Annotated in this window: 19 protein-coding genes; 8 read left to right on the top strand and 11 right to left on the bottom strand. The window is 68.4% G+C overall.

Annotated features, from left to right (window positions below; genetic code table 11):
• Nucleotides 1-94: 94 nt before the first annotated feature.
• Together AC3ZJJ_RS16355 and AC3ZJJ_RS16350 are read left to right on the top strand one after the other, a co-directional pair.
• Entirely contained in the window at nt 95-1,315 is a 1,221-nt protein-coding gene (locus AC3ZJJ_RS16355; RefSeq protein ID WP_489892874.1) for a glycosyltransferase, read from the top strand.
• 237 nt (nt 1,316-1,552) lie between these two features.
• Entirely contained in the window at nt 1,553-2,335 is a 783-nt protein-coding gene (locus tag AC3ZJJ_RS16350) for an SRPBCC family protein (protein WP_489892873.1), read from the top strand.
• A gap of 209 nt (nt 2,336-2,544) precedes the next feature.
• Here the strand turns inward: AC3ZJJ_RS16350 and AC3ZJJ_RS16345 are convergent, their stop codons facing one another.
• The gene (locus tag AC3ZJJ_RS16345; protein ID WP_489895877.1) at nt 2,545-4,335 is read right to left on the bottom strand and encodes a thiamine pyrophosphate-requiring protein; all 1,791 of its coding nucleotides are present in this window, start codon (nt 4,333-4,335) and stop codon (nt 2,545-2,547) included.
• A gap of 225 nt (nt 4,336-4,560) precedes the next feature.
• Between AC3ZJJ_RS16345 and AC3ZJJ_RS16340 the strand changes: the two genes are divergently transcribed.
• On the top strand, nt 4,561-5,481 hold the full coding sequence (locus AC3ZJJ_RS16340; protein WP_489892872.1) for an SDR family oxidoreductase: 921 nt from the start codon (nt 4,561-4,563) through the stop codon (nt 5,479-5,481).
• Here AC3ZJJ_RS16340 and AC3ZJJ_RS16335 read toward each other — a convergent pair.
• The 4 genes from AC3ZJJ_RS16335 to AC3ZJJ_RS16320 form a co-directional block, all read right to left on the bottom strand.
• Nucleotides 5,430-6,530: an NAD-dependent epimerase/dehydratase family protein gene (locus AC3ZJJ_RS16335; protein WP_489892871.1), complete on the bottom strand. Its 1,101-nt coding sequence runs from the start codon at nt 6,528-6,530 to the stop codon at nt 5,430-5,432. The two genes, AC3ZJJ_RS16340 and AC3ZJJ_RS16335, sit on opposite strands and share 52 nt — an antisense overlap.
• 128 nt (nt 6,531-6,658) lie before the next feature.
• Nucleotides 6,659-7,252, bottom strand: coding sequence for a PepSY domain-containing protein (locus AC3ZJJ_RS16330; protein ID WP_489892870.1), 594 nt, complete (start codon nt 7,250-7,252; stop codon nt 6,659-6,661).
• A gap of 113 nt (nt 7,253-7,365) precedes the next feature.
• Nucleotides 7,366-7,545 carry a DUF4383 domain-containing protein gene (locus tag AC3ZJJ_RS16325; RefSeq protein ID WP_489892869.1) on the bottom strand — a complete coding sequence of 60 codons (180 nt, stop codon included), beginning with the start codon at nt 7,543-7,545 and terminating at the stop codon, nt 7,366-7,368.
• Nucleotides 7,512-7,832, bottom strand: a complete 321-nt coding sequence (locus AC3ZJJ_RS16320) for a DUF4383 domain-containing protein (protein ID WP_489892868.1) — start codon at nt 7,830-7,832, stop codon at nt 7,512-7,514. Before AC3ZJJ_RS16320 ends, AC3ZJJ_RS16325 begins: the two co-directional genes overlap by 34 nt.
• A 1,247-nt stretch (nt 7,833-9,079) precedes the next feature.
• Here AC3ZJJ_RS16320 and AC3ZJJ_RS16315 point away from each other — a divergent pair.
• Complete coding sequence (locus AC3ZJJ_RS16315) at nt 9,080-10,384, top strand: cation:proton antiporter (RefSeq protein ID WP_489892867.1); 1,305 nt, start codon at nt 9,080-9,082, stop codon at nt 10,382-10,384.
• A 247-nt stretch (nt 10,385-10,631) separates the two neighbouring features.
• Entirely contained in the window at nt 10,632-10,925 is a 294-nt protein-coding gene (locus AC3ZJJ_RS16310) for a hypothetical protein (protein WP_489892866.1), read from the top strand.
• Nucleotides 10,926-11,184: 259 nt separating this feature from the next.
• On the opposite strand, the gene AC3ZJJ_RS16305 is transcribed toward AC3ZJJ_RS16310, so the two are convergent.
• Complete coding sequence (locus AC3ZJJ_RS16305; protein WP_489892865.1) at nt 11,185-11,715, bottom strand: ZIP family metal transporter; 531 nt, start codon at nt 11,713-11,715, stop codon at nt 11,185-11,187.
• A gap of 952 nt (nt 11,716-12,667) precedes the next feature.
• Between AC3ZJJ_RS16305 and AC3ZJJ_RS16300 the strand changes: the two genes are divergently transcribed.
• The 3 genes from AC3ZJJ_RS16300 (at nt 12,668) to AC3ZJJ_RS16290 (ending at nt 15,015) form a co-directional block, all read left to right on the top strand.
• Entirely contained in the window at nt 12,668-13,063 is a 396-nt protein-coding gene (locus AC3ZJJ_RS16300) for a hypothetical protein (RefSeq protein ID WP_489892864.1), read from the top strand.
• A 258-nt stretch (nt 13,064-13,321) separates the two neighbouring features.
• Nucleotides 13,322-14,461: a hypothetical protein gene (locus tag AC3ZJJ_RS16295; protein WP_489892863.1), complete on the top strand. Its 1,140-nt coding sequence runs from the start codon at nt 13,322-13,324 to the stop codon at nt 14,459-14,461.
• Nucleotides 14,458-15,015, top strand: a complete 558-nt coding sequence (locus tag AC3ZJJ_RS16290) for a hypothetical protein (RefSeq protein WP_489892862.1) — start codon at nt 14,458-14,460, stop codon at nt 15,013-15,015. The genes AC3ZJJ_RS16295 and AC3ZJJ_RS16290 overlap by 4 nt, the downstream gene beginning before the upstream one ends.
• Here the strand turns inward: AC3ZJJ_RS16290 and AC3ZJJ_RS16285 are convergent.
• From AC3ZJJ_RS16285 to AC3ZJJ_RS16265, 5 genes are all read right to left on the bottom strand, one after another.
• A complete protein-coding gene (locus tag AC3ZJJ_RS16285) occupies nt 14,997-15,203 on the bottom strand; it encodes a hypothetical protein (protein WP_489892861.1) in 207 nt (68 codons plus the stop codon). The two genes, AC3ZJJ_RS16290 and AC3ZJJ_RS16285, sit on opposite strands and share 19 nt — an antisense overlap.
• A gap of 399 nt (nt 15,204-15,602) precedes the next feature.
• Nucleotides 15,603-15,875, bottom strand: a complete 273-nt coding sequence (locus AC3ZJJ_RS16280) for a hypothetical protein (RefSeq protein ID WP_489892860.1) — start codon at nt 15,873-15,875, stop codon at nt 15,603-15,605.
• Between the two features lie 57 nt (nt 15,876-15,932).
• Entirely contained in the window at nt 15,933-16,115 is a 183-nt protein-coding gene (locus AC3ZJJ_RS16275; protein ID WP_489892859.1) for a hypothetical protein, read from the bottom strand.
• A gap of 779 nt (nt 16,116-16,894) precedes the next feature.
• On the bottom strand, nt 16,895-18,313 hold the full coding sequence (gene pyk, locus AC3ZJJ_RS16270; protein ID WP_489892858.1) for a pyruvate kinase: 1,419 nt from the start codon (nt 18,311-18,313) through the stop codon (nt 16,895-16,897).
• The gene (locus tag AC3ZJJ_RS16265; protein WP_489892857.1) at nt 18,310-19,431 is read right to left on the bottom strand and encodes a glycerate kinase; all 1,122 of its coding nucleotides are present in this window, start codon (nt 19,429-19,431) and stop codon (nt 18,310-18,312) included. Before AC3ZJJ_RS16265 ends, pyk begins: the two co-directional genes overlap by 4 nt.
• Nucleotides 19,432-19,445 lie beyond the last annotated feature (14 nt).

Genomic DNA, 19,445 nt, shown 5'->3' with positions numbered 1-19,445 from the left:
CGGAGGCCATGGCCCACGCAGCGATCCGTTCGGCGGTGCCACATTCGGCCGTCCTATCCCTCGGATGGCGGCACTTCTCTGCCATGATGCAGGAATGACGCGAACGCCCCAGTCCCGACCAGGAACCAACGGGCTGCGGATCGCGGTGCTGGCACACTTGCACCACCCCATCGCCTCCCCGTTCGCTGGAGGACTCGAATCCCACACGGCGCACGTCGTGGAGGCCCTCGCGGACCGTGGACACGAGGTTGTCCTGTTCGCCAAAGGCGGCACGCGGGCGGCGTGCCGGCACGTGAGCGTCCTTGACGGGCGCTTCAATGTGGACGGCTACCCGGAGAGCGTCGCGAGGGACCATCAGCACGGTGTCCTGGACGGCGCGATGCGCACGGCTACCCGTTTGGCCAGCGAGGGATTCGACGTCGTCCTGAACAACTCGCTCAGTCCGGTCCCGCATGTGGAACTGCGCGGAATTCCCGTGCTCAATGTGTTCCACACACCGCCCCTGCCGCGCATCGTGTCCGTCTTTTCCCACGACGCGTGGGCACCCGATCCGCTCCACGCCTACGTCAGCGTGTCTGAGTCCAATGCCCGCGGGTGGCGGGAGCACGTGCCCTCCCTCGGCGTGGTCCACAATGGCATCCCTGGGGGATGGTGGGGTCCTTCCGTCGGCGTGCGGTCCGGCCAGGCGGTATGGACCGGCCGCATCACCCCGGAGAAGGGAACGCACGTGGCCATCGCGGCTGCGCGCGGAGCCGGAGTGGAGCTGACCCTGGCCGGCCCGGTTCATGATCGCGAGTACTTCTCGGTCATGATCGAACCGGAACTGGACGCCTCGATCCGCTACGCGGGACACCTCGACCACCAGCACCTTCGCAGACTGCTGGCAGGCGCCGAAGTGTTTGTGGCCTCGCCGCTATGGGAAGAGCCGTTCGGCCTGAACGTCGTCGAAGCCCTCGCTTGCGGCACTCCGGTGGCGGCGCTTCCGGCCGGGGCCATGGCGGAGATCATCGCGCCTGGCGCAGGGGTTGTTGCCGTCCGGTCAGACGCCGAGGCGCTGGCCGCGGCAGTCTCTACGGCGCGGCGGTTGCCCCGTGCCGGCGTCGTCCGGGCTTCGAAGCGGTTCTCGATCGAATGCATGGCTGGTGCCTACGAGGCCGAACTGCTGCGGCTCGCGGTCAGGGTGCCCGTGCCGGGTCCGCGGCGCGTCCGCGGCGCGGCAGAACGGAAGGCCGCGGGCACGCGGTCGGCGGGCGCGGACCCGGCAGCGGACGCGTCCGCTGGACACTCTACCGACGATGCCTTGACGGGCCGCTGATCGGCGTCAGGAACGTCTGACTTTCGACCGCAAGGGCCGCCGAGCCTGCGGCACGGAAGCCCCCCCAGCCGAACGCAAACAGCGAGGAGCACCTCCTTCCCGCTCCGCCCGTCAAGCTACTCGCGGGGATCCGGCACGTCTGTACATCCTCTGGCCACGGGCACACGTGCGCGGTACCGTAGGCCGCTGACGGGTGGTTGAGCTCCGTCACTTCCTCTTCTAGATGAAGGAGACGCTGTGAGCACAAGGATCGAAAAGCAGATCATGGTGAACGTGCCGGTCAGCACGGCCTATAACCAGTGGACCCAATTTGAGGACTTCCCGCAGTTCATGGGCGGAGTCAAGCAGGTGACGCAGCTCGGCGACGACCGTCTGGAGTGGGTCGCGGAAATCGGCGGGGTGCGCCGGCAGTGGGAGGCGAAAATCCTGGAGCAGGTCCCGGACCAAAAGGTTGCGTGGGCCGCAACCGGGGGTGCCACCAACGCCGGTGCGGTGACGTTCGAGGACGTGGGCGGCGGCCAGACGTCCGTTAGCCTGTCGCTGGACTACGAGCCCGAGGGCATCGTGGAAAAGATCGGCGACAAGCTCAATGTCGTGGAGAAGCAGGCCGAAGGCGATCTGGCGCGCTTCAAAAAGGAGCTCATCGAGTCCGAGGGCTACGCCTCGGGCGCATGGCGCGGCACCATCAGCGGGGGCGCCGCCGGCACCCCCGGCACCGAGGCCGCCGCCGCATCCCGTGGCGACAGTGGCAAGGCCGGCGTCTCCGGGGCCGCGGTTGCCGCCGGGATCGGTTTGGCCGCGGCTGCGGCCGCCGGTGTGGCCGCAGCGGCGGGAGACAAGAAGACCGAGGCCGAGCCGGTGGCCACGACGGCTTCGGTTCCCCCGGCAACTCCCGTAGTCGTTCCGGAGCCCGTGCTGGTGGAGGAAGTCGACCCGGACGCCGGCATCACGGTTGCCGGTCCGGGTGCGGACAACGTCTCGCCCCCGACGGCGGACTCGGACGGCACCACCCGCCGGTAGTCCGTCGCCGGTCCCGTCCCCGACGTCGTGGACACGGGAACTTGGGACCGGACGCGAAGGCCCCCCGTCCTGGATCGGGCGGGGGGCCTCCAATACGTCCAAGGCCGAAGAAGGATCCAAGGCTTGCCGGGAACCGGCACGTCGGAATGGATGTAGGCCCGCGGCGTGAGGTCCTGCGCGGGCCCACCTGCCGCCCGGGTCCGCAACACCTACCCAAAGAGCCTGTCCTCTTGAGCGGCGTAGGTTTCCAGGAGTTGAAGGGCCCTGCGCCCCGTCTCGCCTTCCTGCGTCAGCCCGGCGCGCATCGATTCCAGCTTCTCGGCCCCGTGGGGGAATGGCGGCAGCAGCGGGATGGAAGGGTCGGTGTGCACGTCGATCACGACGGGACGGTCCGCGGACAGCGCATCCTCCCAGGCCGGGCCGAGCAATGCGGGATCCTTAACGGTGATCCCCCGCAACCCGAGCAGGTCCGCGTAGCCGGCGAACGGGAACGCCGGCAGGTCTTGGCTGTTCGCGTATCGGGGGTCGCCCTCGGTCTCGCGCTGCTCCCACGTCACCTCCGCGAGGTCGCGGTTGTTCAGGACACACACCACAAACCGGGGATCAGACCACCTGCGCCACATCCGGGACACGGTGACGAGTTCCGCGATCCCGCTCATCTGCATCCCGCCGTCCCCGGCGAGCACGACCACTGGACGTTCCGGGGCCAGTAGTTTCGCCGCCAGCCCGTAGGGCACACCGCAGCCCATGCTGGCGAGCGTGCTGCTGAGGTGGGCCGGGACGCCGGGCGGCAAGCGTAACTGACGCGCGTACCAGTAGACGCAGCTGCCCACGTCTATCGCCACCTGAGCGTCCGCCGGAAGCCGGCCGCCGAGCTCTCGTGCGACGAGTTCGGGGTTCACCGGATCCGCCGGCGTCGCGGCGCGCTCGGCGGACAACCGGTCCCAGTCCTGGACCACCTTGGCCACCCGGGAGGGCCACGTGCCATCGGTGCGCGGTTCAAGCCTTTCCAGCAGGGCCGCGATGGTTTCCGCCGCGTCCCCCACCAGACCCACCTCCATCGGGTAGCGGTTCCCGATCTTCCGCCCGTCGATGTCGATCTGCACGGCCCGGGCGGCTCCCGGGGGTGGGTAGAACTCTGTCCACGGGTCGTTGGAGCCGATGACCAGGAGGGTGTCGCAGTGCTCCATCAGCCACGCGCTCGCGGATGTGCCGAGGTGGCCCATCACCCCCGCGACATTCGGGAGTGCCTCGTCCACGTACGGCTTTCCCAACAGGCTGATCGCGATGCCCGCACCGAGGCGCTCCGCGATGGCCACGACTTCTCGTTCGGCGTTCCGGGCGCCCTGGCCCACCAGCAGCGCGACCCGCTCACCGGAGTTGAGTAGGTCGGCGGCCGCGTCCAACTGGGGCTGCCGAGGCACTATCCGGGGGCGTTCGAAGAGGGGAGCGGTGACGACGGTGCCGTGCTCCTGCTCCAGCTCGGGGGCGGGCATCTGCTGCACGTCGTGCGGAACCACGACGACGCAGGGCGACGAGGTGGCCAGCGCCGTTCGGAAGGCGCGGTCCAACACCATGGGCACCTGCTCGGGGGCGGCGACCTGCTGGGAGAACTGCGCCGCCACGTCCTTGACCACGGCCGGGAGGTCGATTTCCTGTTGGTACTGCGAGCCGAGGACGGAGAGGTCCTGCTGGCCCACGATCGCCACCACCGGGACGCCGTCCAGCTTCGCGTCGTACAGGCCGTTGAGGAGATGGACCGCGCCGGGGCCCTGGGTGGCGACCACCACACCCACCCCGCCTCCGTACTTCGCGTGCGCCACCGCCATGAACGCGGCGCTCTCCTCGTGGCGGGCCTGGACGAACTCCGGACCGTTTTCCGCTCGTCGCAGGGCGCCCAGGAACGTGTTGATCCCGTCGCCGCTGTATCCGAAGATCCGCTTGACGCCCCACGCCCCGAGCCGTTCAACCATTACGTCCGCCACCAGCCGCTGTCCCATCGAACCCCACTCCTCGGCACTGATCGTTGTCCTGACCGCCACCTCTTTACCATGCCCGGCAACGGGCACAAAGGCGTGGGTGGCTCCATCGGACAACGGGCTCCGCCGGACTATGCCAAGGGCGGCCGACGGCGTGGCCAGCCGTTGATCGGTGGCCGCATTTCCCCTAGCGTCGGATGGGTCCGCTGTACGGCACGACCAACGAGGGGATCCTCCATGGACGACATGAGCCAACCGAACACCCAGGAGACCGAAGCCGGCCAACTGACGCTGGACAATCCGGTGGACCGCCACCCCAAGATTTCGCCGCCGAAGCAGGACCAGCCCGAACCCGGGCTGGACGCCAAGCTTGAGCCCCGCGCCGACCACGGCGAGAAGTCCTACGTCGGGACCGGCCGGCTCAAGGGCCGCAAGGCGCTCGTCACGGGCGGGGACTCGGGCATCGGGGCGGCCGTGGCCATCGCCTTCGCGCGCGAGGGCGCAGACGTCGCCATCGCGTACCTGCCGGCCGAGGAGCAGGACGCCCGCGCGATCATTTCCGTCATCGAGGCCGAGGGGCGCATCGGGATCGGCTTCCCGGGGGACCTGATGGACGGCGACTACCGCGCGTCCCTGGCCGACGACGCCGCTCAGGCGCTCGGCGGGATCGACATCCTGGTGAACAACGCGGGGAAGCAGCTGAGCGTCGACAAGCTCGAGGACCTCGACGAGGAGCAGGTGCTGCAGACCTTCACCGTCAACATCATGTCCATGTTCACCGTCACCCGCGCGGCGCTCAAGCACATGCCGGAGGGCGCGTCGATCATCAATACGACGTCGATCCAGGCCTACGACCCGTCGCCGAACCTCTTGGACTACGCGTCCACGAAGGCCGCCATCAACAACTTCACCAAGGGCCTGGCCCAACAGTTGGCCCCGCGCGGGATCCGCGTCAATGCCGTTGCGCCTGGCCCCATTTGGACGCCGCTGCAGGTGTCCGACGGGCAGCCGAAGGATGCCCTCCCGGAGTTCGGGCAGGACACCCCGCTGGGCCGGGCGGGGCAACCCGTGGAGCTGGCTCCCGCCTACGTGTTCCTTGCCTCCGCCGAGTCGAGCTACGTGGTCGGCGAGACCCTCAACGTCAACGGCGGGAAGCCCTCGCCCTGACCGGGGCGCCTGGGAAGGCGTCGGGGAACCAGGGGCGGCGAGGCCCCCAGCCCCGCGCCGGCGCCGAGGCCGTCCAGCAACTCCCGGAGCGCGGCGAGTGAGCTGTGCCGCGGCGTCCAACCGAGTTCCGTGCGGGCACGTGACGTGTCCATGACCGGTGATCCTGCCGCCATGTCCACCCACCCGGGGTCGGTGGCCACCAAGCCGACCGACCAGGCGGCGCCGACCAACGTCCTGAAGGCCCGGGACGGCAACGGCAGCCAGCGCCGGGCGCCGAAAAGCGCGGCCACGGCATCCGGTCCGAGCACCGGCTCGGACGCCACATTGAATGCGCCAACGGCGCCGCGGTCCAGCACCCGCCAGTAGGCATCGGCGATGTCGTCCGCGTGGACGGCCTGGAACACGAATTCCGGCGCGAACGGCAGCAGCGGAAGCCGCAGCCGGTGCAGGAAGAACTTGGGAACGACCGGGCCAAGGAAATAGCGGGCAATCTCGCTTCCCGCCGCCCGCTGGAAGATCAAACCCGGGCGCAGCCGGGCAACGCGGATGTCCGGTTGGCTGGCGGAGAACGCATCCAGCACCGCCTCCTGCTCGCCCTTGAAGCGGCTGTAGTGGGAGGTGGCGATGCCGCGGGCGGGCCAGTCCTCGGACACCCGCCGTTCCTTCGGCCCGTGGCTGTAGGCGCCGACGCTGGACGCGCAAACCACGTGGGGGACGCCGGCCCGCGCGGCGGCATCCAGCACGTTGGCCGTGCCGTCGACGTTTGTTCGCCGCAGGCGGGCTTCGTCGCGGTTCGGTTGCAGCAGCCAAGCCAGGTGCACAACGGCATCGCATCCGGTCAGGGCCTCGACAAGCGCCTCGTGGTCCGCGGGATCGGCCACATCCACCGCGCGCCAGGCGACGCCGTCGTACGGGGCCCCCTGCCCAGGGAGGCGTCTGGCGATGCCCACGACGTCCACCCCTTCGGGACGTTCGGCGGCCGCGGCCCGCAACCGGCGCAGCAGGGCCGTGCCCACGTTTCCTGTGGCACCCACGACGGCGATACGCATGTGCCGAGGGTACCCGGTGCGGAACCGTGGGTGAAGCGACAGCAAACCCGGAGCGACGGTTTTGGAGGGCCGACCGCCCCATTCGCCGGCTCGATCTCTCACCCGACGAGGCGGGCCGCGTCGTGCGTCTACTTCAAGACCGCGCCGTTTGCGGCGTCGACAACCACCTCGGTGCCCGCTTGGTTGTCGGCATCGAGTTCGATCTTCCACACCACGACGCCGTTCTCGTCGTCGATCTCGGCTTCGTCGATGTCCTTCCCGGATACCTCGGCACGTGCGGTCTCAAGCGCGGTGGCCAGCGGGATGGCGATCCCCTTGAGCCGGTCCAGTTCGGCGGCGTCTGCGGTTCCCTTGGCGCGCTGCCCCGGGTTCATGCCGGAGGCGTCCACCTCGACCTCGAACAACTCGTTGCCGTCGAGCACATCGACCTGGTAGCCGCCCGCACCGTCGTCCTCCCGGTCGATGCCCACGACGTCGCCTCCGGCGGCCTCGACGGTGTCGATGGCAGCGAACGCGGCATCCTCGTCGCCGGCGCTCGGACTCGGCGAGGCGGACATGCTGGCGGAGCTCGATGCTACCTCCGATGGGGGTGCGGCGGTGGGGCCGCCCTGCGCGCCGTCGTCGGCGGCGTCGGAGCCGGTGTTGTTGCACCCCGTCAGCAGCGCAGCCGCCATGGTGCCGAGGATCATGGCCGTCACGGCCTTTGCAGCGGTGGTCGTCATATAGCCTGCCTACCACGAACGATCGGCATGTAAAAGGGTGGTGGAGGCCGGGACCGCGTCCGCGGCATCTCTCCAACGCGGGCCGCCGTCCGGGGTCTCGGGCGGACGAGCCCCTATCGGCGCGTGGCCGCTCGGCCAGTCCTGTGGGTGTCCCGGCTCAGCAGGAGGGCAAGTGAAACCACGCCGATCCCCAGGATCAGGTGCAACCAGTTGTCCGCGTTGTTCACGGGCATGCAGTTCGCTTCGCTGTCGCGTTCGATCACGAGGCCGTAGATCCACAGGGCGAGGTACACGACGCCGCCCCAAAGCAGGTAGCTCCTCGCGCGCCGTCTCGGGTCTTGGCCATTGCTATGCAGGCCACGCCGAAGAGCAGGTGCACGACGTCGTGCAGGACGGACACTTGAAAAACGCCCACGAGCATGGCCTCGGAATGGTGGCCGGCGAAGGAGAGCCGGCCGTCGTTCGACGTGGCGCCGGGAACGGACCCGAGGAGCGAGACGAGGAGGAACACCACGCCGACGGCCAGGGCCGCCGTTTGGACGTGGTTGCGCTCGGTGGAGCGTGCTCGGGTGCCGCTCATAGTCTTGTCCTTCCGCTTGGTTGGTGGCCGAACGGTCTGTTGCGGTCCCGGAGCGTGCTCAGCGACCACCGCGCGCCGCTCGGTCGACGTCTCCACCTACGCCGACATGGCCGCGCTGACCAAGGCCGCGGAACCGTCACGCCCTCGCGCTCCGCCCTCATCACCAGCTGCGCCTGTTCCTCCGCGGTCACTCACACCTTGCGGCGATTCTTCGTCCCTTTCGGCGAATTCTCCCGCGGGCGCTTCACCAGACGCGATCGCTTCCCTTCGTCCTCCGGCACGAAACCACTGGCGCACACGCGCTATCGCGGTGGGCCGTTGGGGGGTGGCACGGTGGACATACAAGAGAACCAACAGCGCAGGGTGCTGACTCGGATGCTGCGCTCTTCCGGCTTGGGCTACGCCGACCTGTGGTTCGCGTACCTCGGTCTGGGCGGGACCGCCGGCCGCGACGACGTCGCGGCGCACCTCCGCGGGACACTGTCCCTGGATCACCTGCAGGGCGAGCTTCTGAAAGAGGCCGCACGGGAACTCACCGAGGCCCACCGGCCTCTTCCGCGTCCATCCGTTGTCGACGGCATTGCGCCGCGCTCCGCCCCCCCGACCCGGGAGGCGGAACCCCCGGCTGACGCAACGCGCGCCGCGATGCCCCCAAGAACACGCCCCATCTCCCGCCTCCAATGGCCCACCCTTCCACGGCATTGCGGCGAATCCTTTGCGAACCGGGCAATTTTTTGGCGGCGGACTCGACAACGTCCCGCCAGGGACCAAGCCCCCAGAACGCACACCGATTCCGCCGCCGCCCGGTACCGTCCCAGGAAAATTCTTGGGGTTGCGGACGTCCCGGCTCCGTCGGGTCCCGGGAAGCCATGCCCCTCGCCCTCGCGCGCCGAGAGTCCAGCCCGTCAATGCCCGGGTGTGTCCGAATACCTTCACCGGCCAGGCGCTCTCGATCAGCGGTTCTCCAGTGTCCACGCCGGCTCCTCCAAAATGTGCGCCCGCGCCGCGGCGGGTGCCAGCGCGCTCCGCGGTCCTTTCCTCGGGCCGAGCAGCGTTCCCGGCCTACTTGGAGGCGACAGGCCCGGTCCGCACAAGACGCGTTCCCGAATACGCCGAATCCACCGCTGGGATGCGTTGAGCCGCCCGACGGCCGGGCGCGGGCATTGCGAATCCCGTGAAGCTGCGGAACAGTTCAGCGCAACAGCGCCTGCTGCGGAAATACTTCGGGCTCCCGGGAAGGACCGGCCGTGTTGGAACCGCCCAGCATCGTGTTTGTGGCCGCGGGCGCGGCGGTCTTCGCCGCGGCGGTCCTGCCCCGGCTCCTGAGCAGGGCTCCGGTGTCCATGCCGATGGTGTTCCTGGGCGCCGGGGCGTTGGTGTTCGGCCTGCTCGGGGACCTGCCGGATCCCGACCCCGTCGCCCATCAGGTGTTCACGACGCACCTCACCGAGGTCTGCGTGATCATCTCGCTCATGGGCGCCGGCCTGGCTCTGGACCGCCCCGTCGGGTGGCGCCGGTGGGCCACGACCTGGCGGATGCTCGGGGTGGCCATGCCACTCTCCATTGTCGGGCTGACACTGCTCAATGTGTGGGTGCTCGGGCTCGGGCTCGCCGCGGCCCTGCTCGTCGCCGCCGCCCTGGCACCGACGGATCCCGTGCTGGCCTCCGAGGTGCAGGTCGGCGAACCCGCGGACGAGGAGGAGAGCGCCGACCGGGAGGACGAGGTCCGCTTCGGCCTGACGTCCGAGGCCGGGCTGAACGACGGGCTCGCGTTCCCGTTCGTCTACCTGGCGATCGCGCTCAGCATGGTCGGCGCCGCCCCCGGCGGCTGGTTCCCGGAATGGTTCGCCATCGACATCCTATGGAGGATCGGTGCCGGCGTGCTCATGGGCCTGGGCACGGGCAAGCTCCTGTCCGCAGTGTTCTTCTCCTCCCGGCTCGAGAGCATCCGGTTGGCCGAACACTCCGAGGGGTTCGTGGCCCTGGCCGCCACTTTCCTCGCCTACGGCGCGACGCAAATGATCGAGGGCTACGGCTTCGTCGCCGTCTTCGTCTGCGCGGTGACGATCCGTGCGGCCGAGCACACGCACGGCTACCACCGGGTGCTGCACAGCTACGTCGAGCAGCTGGAGCGCCTGATGACCGTCGTCATACTGGTGCTCTTCGGCGGTGCGATCGCACGCGGACTCCTCGCCGGCATCGGCTGGCCCGAGATCGTGGTTGCCTTGGCCTTCCTGCTGATTGTCCGTCCCCTCGCCGGCTGGACCGCACTGGCCGGGGGCACGACCGGTCCCCGTGAGCGGACCGCGATCGCGTTCTTCGGCATCCGCGGGATCGGCTCGCTCTACTACCTCGCGTACGCCTTGGGCGAGGGCGAGTTCGGCGCCCAGACAAAGCAGCTGTGGGCCATCGTGGGCCTGGTGGTCGCGGGATCCATCGTGCTGCATGGGACAACCACCGCACCGGTCATGAACTGGCTGGACCGTCGCCGCGAACGCGAGGCCGTCCGGAAGTTCGGCGACGAGGGCCAAGCACCCAAGACCGCGATCTAGCCCCTCCCGGGAAAATCTGCCCACGCGGCGGCGTCTCACCACCCTCGACCGAGGAGCCCGTTCCCCTTCCCTGCCCCATCAGCCGGAGGCAGGTCTAGATGACGCGCTAAGAGGCGGCCTAGCCTGCTGGCAGGGACGCTATGCCTGAAAATACGGGGCCCCGGCGACCGGCGAGGTCGGACGCGCGCCTCGAGTGAAGGTGCGGACAATGACAATCAGGGGCTATGCCAAAGAGAGGATGACGATCATGACGACCCTGCGAATTGAAGTTGCGGTTCGTGACTATGACCTGTGGAGGAGCGCCTTCGAGAAGGATGCCGGCGGACGGGCCCGCTTGGGGGCGCGCAGCTACCGGATCTTTCGTCCCATCGACAACGATCACGAGGTCCTGCTGGACCTCGATGTCGACTCGGCTGCGGAGGCCAGCGAGTTCCTCGACATCCTCCGGGCAAAGGTATGGCCCTCGCCCGAAAACGCCCCGCCCAAGGTTGGCGAACCCAAAACACACATCCTGGAGATGGTCGATTCCCGAACGTACTGACGCCGCGAGAGCGACCGACCGCCCTGGTTGCCGCCGGCTCCGCCAGCGGCAACTCCGACCATCGACTGGGGTCGGGCACCGGCCAAGGTCATGTGCCGGCTTATGTGCGTTCTGCGGCGGGGAACGGGCGGGCCACCACGAGCGGGCGCTCCGGCCAGGACCTGCACCCCCAACCATGCAGGAGCGCGTCAACGGTGTGCCCGGCATCCCCGAAACAGCTGCTCGCTGTGGCCGTATGTGCCGATTCCAATGAGCTGGCTCAGGCAAGCGACAGCGCGAAGCTCAGCACGAACCCGGCCGTCGTGCTCAGTGCCACAGCGGGACCGCCGTGTTCGTAGGCTTCGGGCATCAGCGTATCGGCGAGCGAGGCGATCACCGCGCCGGCCGCGAAGGCCAATGGCAGGGAAATGGTCTCCGGGTCGGAGCCGGCCAGCGGCCCGGCGCCCAGCACGACGGCGACGATGAGCAACGCCGCACACGCCAACCACAGCCCGATGATCCGGCCGGCCGCTTGGCCCTGGCTGCGCATCGACGCCGCGCCAACCAGGGACTCGGGAAGGTTGGACACGAAGATGGCAGCCAGCAGCGCCAGCCCGCCCGTTCCCTCGGTGAGGGCGACGCCGAGCGCCACGTTTTCCGGAACCCCGTCCAGCGTCACCGCCGCGAGCAGGGCAAGGCCCGCGGCCCCGCGCGTCGAGGCCTTGTTCGGTGCCTTTTCCGCCGCCGCGGCGTCCGTGTCCAGTTTGGCGCTGCCCCGGAACTCGTGCGCCGGCACGCCCGTTGGGGGCACCCGGCTGCGCCCAACGGTCCAGCAGCGCGCTGAGGATGGTGAACACGACCGCTCCCGCCAACAGCCCCAGCGCCGCGCGCCACATGCCGCCCTTCTCATAGGCGTCCTCAAACAGCTCGAACGTGAGTGCGGTAATCAGGGCGCCGGCGGCGAAGGCCAACAGCATCGCAAGGAGACGCTTCGGCAGCTGGAACCGCACACCGATCAAGGCACCCAGCACGAGCGCGCTGGACGCCACCGCACCGAAAACCCACGAGGCTCCCACGCGGCCAGTATCTGGGAGGAATGCATCCACGACAATGGCTAGTCGGGATAGCTCGATGTGATGGCCCGGGCGGCCATCTTGGGCGCAGCGGCCACGCAGCGCGGCGTTCCCGTCCGGCGCGCCTAGACGACGGCTGGCTTCGCGCGTCCTGCGGACAGCGCGGGGCGAAAGAGCCCGGTCACGGACGCCGGGCTCTGAGGGCCTCGGGTCCTAGATCGCCGATGCGATCCAGATGACCAGGGCCACGGCCACCAACACGCCCACGATGGTCCAGATGAGGTTGCTTCCACGCATGCTACTTCCTCCGTTCTCGCTCTCGCACTCATTATGGCCACACGGAAGACGCTTTTTGGAGGTCGTCGGCACCCCTCAATTCCCAGGAACTCGTATCGTTGGTCGCAGTTCAAACATTTGTTGTCCTCGCCTGTGCATTGCGGCATCGGAAGGGGCGGGCGGGACAGCCGAAGGCATCTCCGCCGCCTGCCGCCATCGCTAGCCACCGCGTGTCGTCCGAGACCTCGCGTTCCGTGCTCTCGCCGTCCGATTCCCGGCCGGAACGGTTCATCGGTAACCCGGGATTGCCGCGGGGCCCTAGTTGGCGGTCCCAGGGCGGCGCTACAATCGCGCATGGAAAAGCTTCACTATTCAGTCCAAATAGACGCGCCCGTGCACACCGTCTGGAGCGCCATGCTTGACGACACAACGTACCGGGAGTGGACCGGCGGGTTCCACGAAGGATCCCACTACGAAGGCAGCTGGGAAAAAGGCAGCACCATCCGTTTCCTCGGGCCCGACGACGATGGTTCTCTTGGCGGGATGATCGCCAAGGTCGTCGAGAATCGCCCGTACGAGTTCGTGTCCCTCGAGTACGTCGGCCAGGTGGCCGGCGGCGTGGACGACACCACGAGCGACCTCGCGAGGCGGTTCATCGGCGGCCACGAGGACTACTCCTTCAGCGAGGCCGGCGGGGCAACAACCCTGAAAGTGGAGCTCGACAGTGACGAGGAGTTCTCCGGGATGTTCAACGACTCCTGGCCGAAGGCACTGGCCAAGCTCAAGGAAATCGCGGAACGACCCTCCTAACGCCCATTCGGTGTCGCTCTCCTCGACCGGAGCGGAGGCCATCCAAATGCGCTGGGCCACGAGCCCCCGCCCTGCCGGAGGACTGCCGCGCCACCCGTGGTCCGTGAAGGACATCCCCGCAGGCCGCTAGCGGGCATGGGACGCCCCCAGGCCCACGTGGATTTCTCTTGCCTCGCTTGCGACCCGGGAGTAACCTCCCCTCATCCAACTCTGCAGTACCCGACGGGGCCCACAAGGCCCGGAGGCGTAGCGTCAAGAATGAACAGGGGAAAGGTTTTGTACGTGGCCTGCGCGGCACTGGTTGCAGGCCTTCTGGTCTCGCCCGCTTCGGCCGCCGGGCAGGTCGCCGAACCGCGATCCGCCGGCCGGGGCGCCCCCGGCAACCTCTCGTTCCAGCTGACCGATGCCAAGGGTTTCGGCGTTCCGGCCTCCAGCCCACTCACCATATACGCTTGGCCCTCCAACAAGGTCTTGGCCGCGCTCAAGGTCGGCGAAACCGCACGGCTCGAACCGATCGGCAACACCACGACGGACGGCGCGGGAAACTTCACGTTCACGGGACTGGACCCGGCACGCCGCCCCGAAGGAGAACCCGTCAACGTGACCGTCGTGGGGTCGTCCAGCGCCGGCGAGTACCGGCACGCGACCACCATCGACCCAACGATCCCGCGGGCCGACATGCGGGTGGACGCCAGCGGGGCCGTCGCCATGCCTGTCACCGTGAAACCCGTTGCCGTGCCCGGAGCCACGGCTGCGGGGTCCGCAGGGTTCTGCGGGACCACGGTGGCCGCCATCTACCGGGAGGTGCCCGCCCAGGTGGGAGCCACGTTCGTCCACGCGGCCGGGGCTTCGTCGAAATACAGGTTCACCGCCGGCGCCAGCACCACACTCGGCGTCGGCACCTCCGGGGAGGGACGCTACGGAACGTTCGAGGCGGGTGGCACCAGCTCGCTCACGTCCGACTTCTCGATCAACTTCCCGACGACCAAGAAGGGCGCCTACTTCCACCAGGCGTACGTCATCCCGAAAAAGCTGAAAAACACCTGCTACACGCCCGACGGGGTTCCCTATACTTCTTGGTATGAGGTCCGCGCGACCTCGTACGCGGGCGGCGGAAACACCGTCAAGGGCACGTCCTTCAAGACGACGAAGCATTGCACCGGTCTCGGCAAGGGCCACACATGGGAAAAGAACACGACCACGGCCATCACCTGGACCAGCGGCCTGCAGACCGGGCGGATGATCGGGCTGAACCTGTCCTCGCGCTCGGGCTTCACCAACCAGTCCAAGGTGGTCATCAACCCCGGGTCCAAAGACCGCTGGATCTGCGGCCACCACACGTTGCCAGGCGTCGTCGAGGGGCTGGGCCCGCGGAGCATCAAGGTGATTCCCCGGTGAGCCGCCTCGCCGCAGCCGTCCCAGTGCTGGTCGGTGCGGCGCTCCTCGCCGGGTGCGGGGCCTACCCGGACCAGTCCGGTCCGCTCCTTGTCGGACCCCCGTCCGGGGAGCCGGAGAACACCATCTGCTCGCCCATCGAACCCGAGATGCTGAAGCCCGGCTTCGGCGAGACCGTCTTCAACAGGACCAACCAGGCGGCGGAGATCCTCTCCGTCGAGTTGGCAGGGGCAAGGAACCTCGAGGTCAAGGACACTGGCGCGTGGAAGTTGGACGAGAGCGTCCCGATGTTCTACATGTGGTCCGATGCGATAGTGGACCGCGATCCTGACGCCGCGAAATTCGTCGCGAACCTTTCCCCCGCCGAGGGTTTCGTCCTCAACCCCGGGGACGAGGCGGGTGTTGCCGTGGCCGCCGAGGTCCTGGACCCGTCCCAACCGGCCGGTGCGCACCAGCTGTTGGTCCGCTACCGGTCCGGCGGGCGGGAGTACGCGGAGGTCACCAACGTGACCTACGAACTGAACCCCGGCGGGTGCGACTACATGCTGGACGAATAGTCGGGCGGTGCGACCGGCCGTCCGTCGCGCTCGTACAGCAGGTGCCGGAGGAGCTTGCGCTCGGCATCGCGTCGCCTCTTGGCGACCTCGCGGGGGTCCGATGCCGGTAGCACGTCCAGCGGGTTGGTGGCGGGCGCGGCCGGCTGCTGTGATGCAGGGACCGGCCCCATGGTGGCTTCCGTATGCATACGCGAATCCTCCCACCCGGCCCCGCTGTCCAGAAGCCATAGGCCCGAGCAGCGCGCTCGGCACCGGCTACAGTCCTGGCGCCTACTAGTCCATCTCCCCACTTTTGCCGGGACTTGCGGCCAGCGGCCGCGAAGTCCGCGCGCGGAGCCCAGAACTGGATCGGTGTGGCGAGTACCCGGCGTAGCGCACTTCGTCCCGCCGCAACCGGCCGCGTGCTGCCCGCCATGGAGAACCTTGTTGCAATCATGCGCCGCGGCGACATCCCCGCACTGACCCAGGCGGCAATCCCCCGCGCCCACTTCGAGACCATCCACCCCCTTGAGGGAACGGCCGCACCGGGCGGGCCAGACGACGTTCGGTCGCAGTGTCGGGCTGCGACGGGCGCGCTCTCCGATTGGCTACTCCGGGCCTGGCGGGGGCGGTTTGAAGACGGTACCCGACAGCGGCGCGTAGGCTATCCATCCGGTGTCTTCCGTGCGTCTGGTGGCTTCCCTCGCCTGGTCGACCTCTTCCTCCTCTGCCTCTGCGGCCGCGGCCGCGGCCAGGACAGCGAATGCGGCTGCTGCCCGGGCATTGAGAGCTGGACCCCTTCCCCGGAACCGGCGTGCCGGCGCGTTTTCCTCGTAGGTGGCCAACTCGACGTCGTACCCGTCACCGATTTCATCCGCCACGCGCCGGGCCAGGAGGTTGCCTTCCGCGGTGAACCGGCGGGCCTCATCCTCCGAGGTCTAGTCGAAGTCCGAAGTCAGGGAATCATAGTAGGACTGCTCCCAGGCCGTCAGATCGTGGAGGAGGTCCGGGGTTAGGCCGGTGAGGTCATAGTCGACGGGTCCTTCGAACCACAGCACCGTGTCCGCGTAGTCGGGAAACATGCGCACTGTCGGGCGCCGGTCCTTCGCCGGGATGTCCATGAAGTGATCGTACTGCCGCGGTCCGTTCCAGGACCCTTGCGGACGGTGGTCCCGGCAAACGGCTCGGCAATAGCCAAGGGCGCCATCACACGCACGGAACTGGCTATCGGTTCCGGGCGCCAGGAACCAATCAGTGGCGCCTCACAACCGATCCGCCGAAGCTGTCTTGAAAGATACGGATTATCCAAACTGAGGTCACCTTGTAGATGGTCGCTCGTAAGACAGGCCGTCGAGGCATGCACCCGCAGTGTTTCGCGGCAGATATTTCGTTGCTGGTGCCTATGTTTTTGACTCTGCGGTACGCACTCGAGTGACGTAGGCACCTACCAGGAGGGCGAAACCGCCAATGACCAGTCCGAACGACGCGCCATGAAGAAAAGCCACGTGGGCGGCTGCCTGCGATGAGTCCTCAATCCAGTCGTGCAGCGAGCCAAGTGCTCCCGCGATCGCAGCTGCCGATGCCAGACAACCTGTCGCACCTAGTAAGAGTACGTACGGGACAAGCACACGGACTCGACCGGACAGGATCGCTGGCATTTCCTCATAGTAAGTCACCGACCTATACGGGCCCCGATCTTGGCAGCACCAGAGTCGCGCCGGCGTGATGCGGCTACCTTGCAGATCGTCGGTATCAGGACTGTCTGTCGAGACACGGAGTCCTAATTCCTGTGATCGCTTGGGCGACATTGTCGGTCATGGCATCGAGCCGGTTGATCTCGGGGACACGGGCACTTTGCGGGAAGGCGCACTCAGGGGTGCGGAATCGCCAGCGGCGGGGCTCAATCGAGAGGGATGCCGATGCGGTGGAGTTTGAGCATGTTGGTGGAGCCCGCGGTGCCGGTGGGTGATCCGGCGGCGATAACGACGAGGTCGCCGGGCGAGGCCAGGCCGTTTTCGCGGAGCATCTGGTCGACTTGGTCGGTCATTGCGTCGGTGTGTTCGACGAACGGGACCTGCCGCGACTGGATTCCCCAGGTCAGCGCCAGGACGTTCATCGTGGCCCGAGCGGGCGTGAACGCGTAGACCGGCTTGCCCGGGCGCAACCGTGAGAGGCGGCGCGCGGAGTCCCCGCTCTGGGTGAAGGTGCAGATGCATGTCGCGTCCAGCTGGTCTGCGATCTCGACGGCCGCAAGGGTGATCGCGCCGCCCCGGGTCCTTGGCTTGGTGCCCAGCCCGGGTACGCGCTCCAACCCGTGGTCTTCCGTGGACTCGATGATCCGGGCCATGGTCCGGATCGTCTCCAGCGGGTACTTGCCCACGCTGGTCTCGCCCGAGAGCATGACCGCGTCGGCGCCGTCGAGCACGGCGTTGGCGCAGTCCGATGCCTCCGCACGGGTCGGTGTCGGGCTCTCGATCATGGACTCCAGGACCTGGGTCGCTACGATCACGGGTTTGGCCCAGCGGCGCGCCAGCTCAACGGCGCGTTTTTGCACCAGGGGCACGTCCTCCAGCGGAAGCTCCACGCCGAGGTCTCCGCGGGCGACCATGATGGCGTCGAACGCGTCGATGATCTCCTCCAGGGCCTCGACGGCCTGGGGTTTCTCGATTTTCGCGATGACGGGTGTGCGGCGGCCCTCCTCGTCCATGATCTCGTGGACGCGGCGGATGTCGGCGGCGTCCCGGACGAAGGACAGGGCGACCATGTCGACGCCGGTCTTCAGCGCCCAGCGCAGGTCGACCTCGTCCTTCGCGGTGAGGGCGGGGATGCTCACGGCAACGCCGGGAAGGTTGATCCCCTTGTTGTTGGAGACATGGCCCGACACTGTGACTTCGGTCAGGATTTCGGTGTCGTCGACCCGGAGCGCCCGCAGCGCGACTTTCCCGTCGTCGATCAGCAGCGTGTCTCCGGGGCGGACGTCTCCGGGCAGTCCCTTGAACGTGGTGGAGCAGATTTCCGCCGTTCCCTCGACATCCGCGGTGGTGATCGTGAACCGCGCTCCCGCGGCGAGATGGTGGGGACCGTCCGTGAACCGTCCAAGGCGTATCTTCGGGCCTTGGAGGTCCGCGAAGATTCCCACCGGCCTGTCCAGCTCTTCCGCGGCCTTGCGCACGTTGAGGTAGGTCTGTTCGTGCACGTCGTGCTCGCCGTGGCTCATGTTCAGCCGGGCGATGTCGACGCCGGCCTCCAGGACCGCGAGGGTGGCGGCGTAGCTGCCGATGGCGGGCCCGAAGGTCGCGACGATCTTGGCGCGTCTCATGAATGGATGCTGTCCTTCACGTTGAGTGAGTGGGCGATGTGCCGTCCGACGTCGACCAGCAGAGCGGCCGAGAGCGCGGGGTCGCGGGCACTGTCGCGTTTGGTCATGGTGCTCAGGGCGTGGATCCGTTCGATGTGGTGCTCGGGGAGCCGGTCGACGTTCAGCGTGTTGTGGCCGACGACGGCGATGACGGGCACCGGGGCCGCGCGCCGTGCGACGACGAGGGGAAGCTTGCCGGAGAGGGTTTGTTCGTCCATCTTTCCCTCGCCGGTCACGACCAGGTCGCAGTCCTCCAGGGCGCGGCCGAAGTCGAGCAGGTCCAGGAAGAAGTCGGCGCCGGAGACCATCCGCGCGCCCAGCAGCATCGCGGCGTAGCCGAGCCCGCCGGCGCTGCCGGCGCCCGCGGCTTCCGCGCAGGCCGTGCCCGGCCAGCCTGCCTCGTCGAACCGGCGGGCCAGGTTGGCCAGGCCGGATTCGAGCAAGAGCACGTCCTCGGGGGTGGCGCCCTTCTGCGGCCCGTAGACGGCGGCCGTTCCGGCAGGCCCGAGGAGGGGGTTCTGGACGTCGTTCGCGGCGACCAGGTCCACGCCGTCCAGCCCGACGAGTCCGGTGGGGTCGATCCGGGCGATGTCCTTCAGGCTTTCCCCGGCGGGCACGAACGTGTCGCCGTTGGCGTCGTGGAACCGGACCCCCAGGGCGCTGAGCATGCCCGCGCCGCCGTCGGTCGTGGCGCTGCCGCCGAGCGCCAGGACGACCTGCTTCGGCCCGTGTCCCAGGACCTCGGCGATGGCCTCTCCGAAGCCGACGCTGCTGCTGGCCAGCGGGGCGGGCCGTCCCGGGGGCAGCATCTGCAGTCCCGAGGTGGTGGCCACTTCGACGACGGCGGACGAGGCGTTCAGCGCCACGGTGGTCGTAGTCGGCTCGCCGGTCGGGCCGGTGACCGTGAACGTGATCGGTTCGAAGTCCGCCGCCAGGGCCGCCTGCACGCTGCCGTCCCCTCCGTCGGCCAGCGGCAGGAACCTGCAGTCGATCCGTCCCCGGTTCGTGCCGGAGACCAGTCCGGTTCCGATCCAATGGGCTGCCTCGGAGGCGCTGAGCGAGCCCTTGAACTTGTCCATGGCCAGAAGAATCC

This window comes from Arthrobacter sp. AOP29-A2-19 (assembly GCF_058138025.1).
The sequence above is the reverse complement of the archived record's forward strand: the minus strand, read 5'-3'. Positions and strand labels throughout refer to the sequence as shown.

Excerpts from the sequence above, each read along its gene's own strand:
- AC3ZJJ_RS16355 (WP_489892874.1), top strand. The coding sequence starts at position 95 with ATGACGCGAACGCCCCAGTCCCGACCAGGAACCAACGGGCTGCGGATC.
- AC3ZJJ_RS16345 (WP_489895877.1), bottom strand. The coding sequence starts at position 4,335 with ATGGGACAGCGGCTGGTGGCGGACGTAATGGTTGAACGGCTCGGGGCG.
- AC3ZJJ_RS16340 (WP_489892872.1), top strand. The coding sequence starts at position 4,561 with ATGAGCCAACCGAACACCCAGGAGACCGAAGCCGGCCAACTGACGCTG.
- AC3ZJJ_RS16335 (WP_489892871.1), bottom strand. The coding sequence starts at position 6,530 with ATGCGTATCGCCGTCGTGGGTGCCACAGGAAACGTGGGCACGGCCCTG.
- AC3ZJJ_RS16330 (WP_489892870.1), bottom strand. The coding sequence starts at position 7,252 with ATGACGACCACCGCTGCAAAGGCCGTGACGGCCATGATCCTCGGCACC.
- AC3ZJJ_RS16320 (WP_489892868.1), bottom strand. The coding sequence starts at position 7,832 with ATGAGCGGCACCCGAGCACGCTCCACCGAGCGCAACCACGTCCAAACG.
- AC3ZJJ_RS16310 (WP_489892866.1), top strand. The coding sequence starts at position 10,632 with ATGACGACCCTGCGAATTGAAGTTGCGGTTCGTGACTATGACCTGTGG.
- AC3ZJJ_RS16300 (WP_489892864.1), top strand. The coding sequence starts at position 12,668 with ATGCTTGACGACACAACGTACCGGGAGTGGACCGGCGGGTTCCACGAA.
- AC3ZJJ_RS16295 (WP_489892863.1), top strand. The coding sequence starts at position 13,322 with ATGAACAGGGGAAAGGTTTTGTACGTGGCCTGCGCGGCACTGGTTGCA.
- AC3ZJJ_RS16285 (WP_489892861.1), bottom strand. The coding sequence starts at position 15,203 with ATGCATACGGAAGCCACCATGGGGCCGGTCCCTGCATCACAGCAGCCG.
- AC3ZJJ_RS16275 (WP_489892859.1), bottom strand. The coding sequence starts at position 16,115 with ATGGACATCCCGGCGAAGGACCGGCGCCCGACAGTGCGCATGTTTCCC.
- pyk (WP_489892858.1), bottom strand. The coding sequence starts at position 18,313 with ATGAGACGCGCCAAGATCGTCGCGACCTTCGGGCCCGCCATCGGCAGC.
- AC3ZJJ_RS16265 (WP_489892857.1), bottom strand. The coding sequence starts at position 19,431 with ATGGACAAGTTCAAGGGCTCGCTCAGCGCCTCCGAGGCAGCCCATTGG.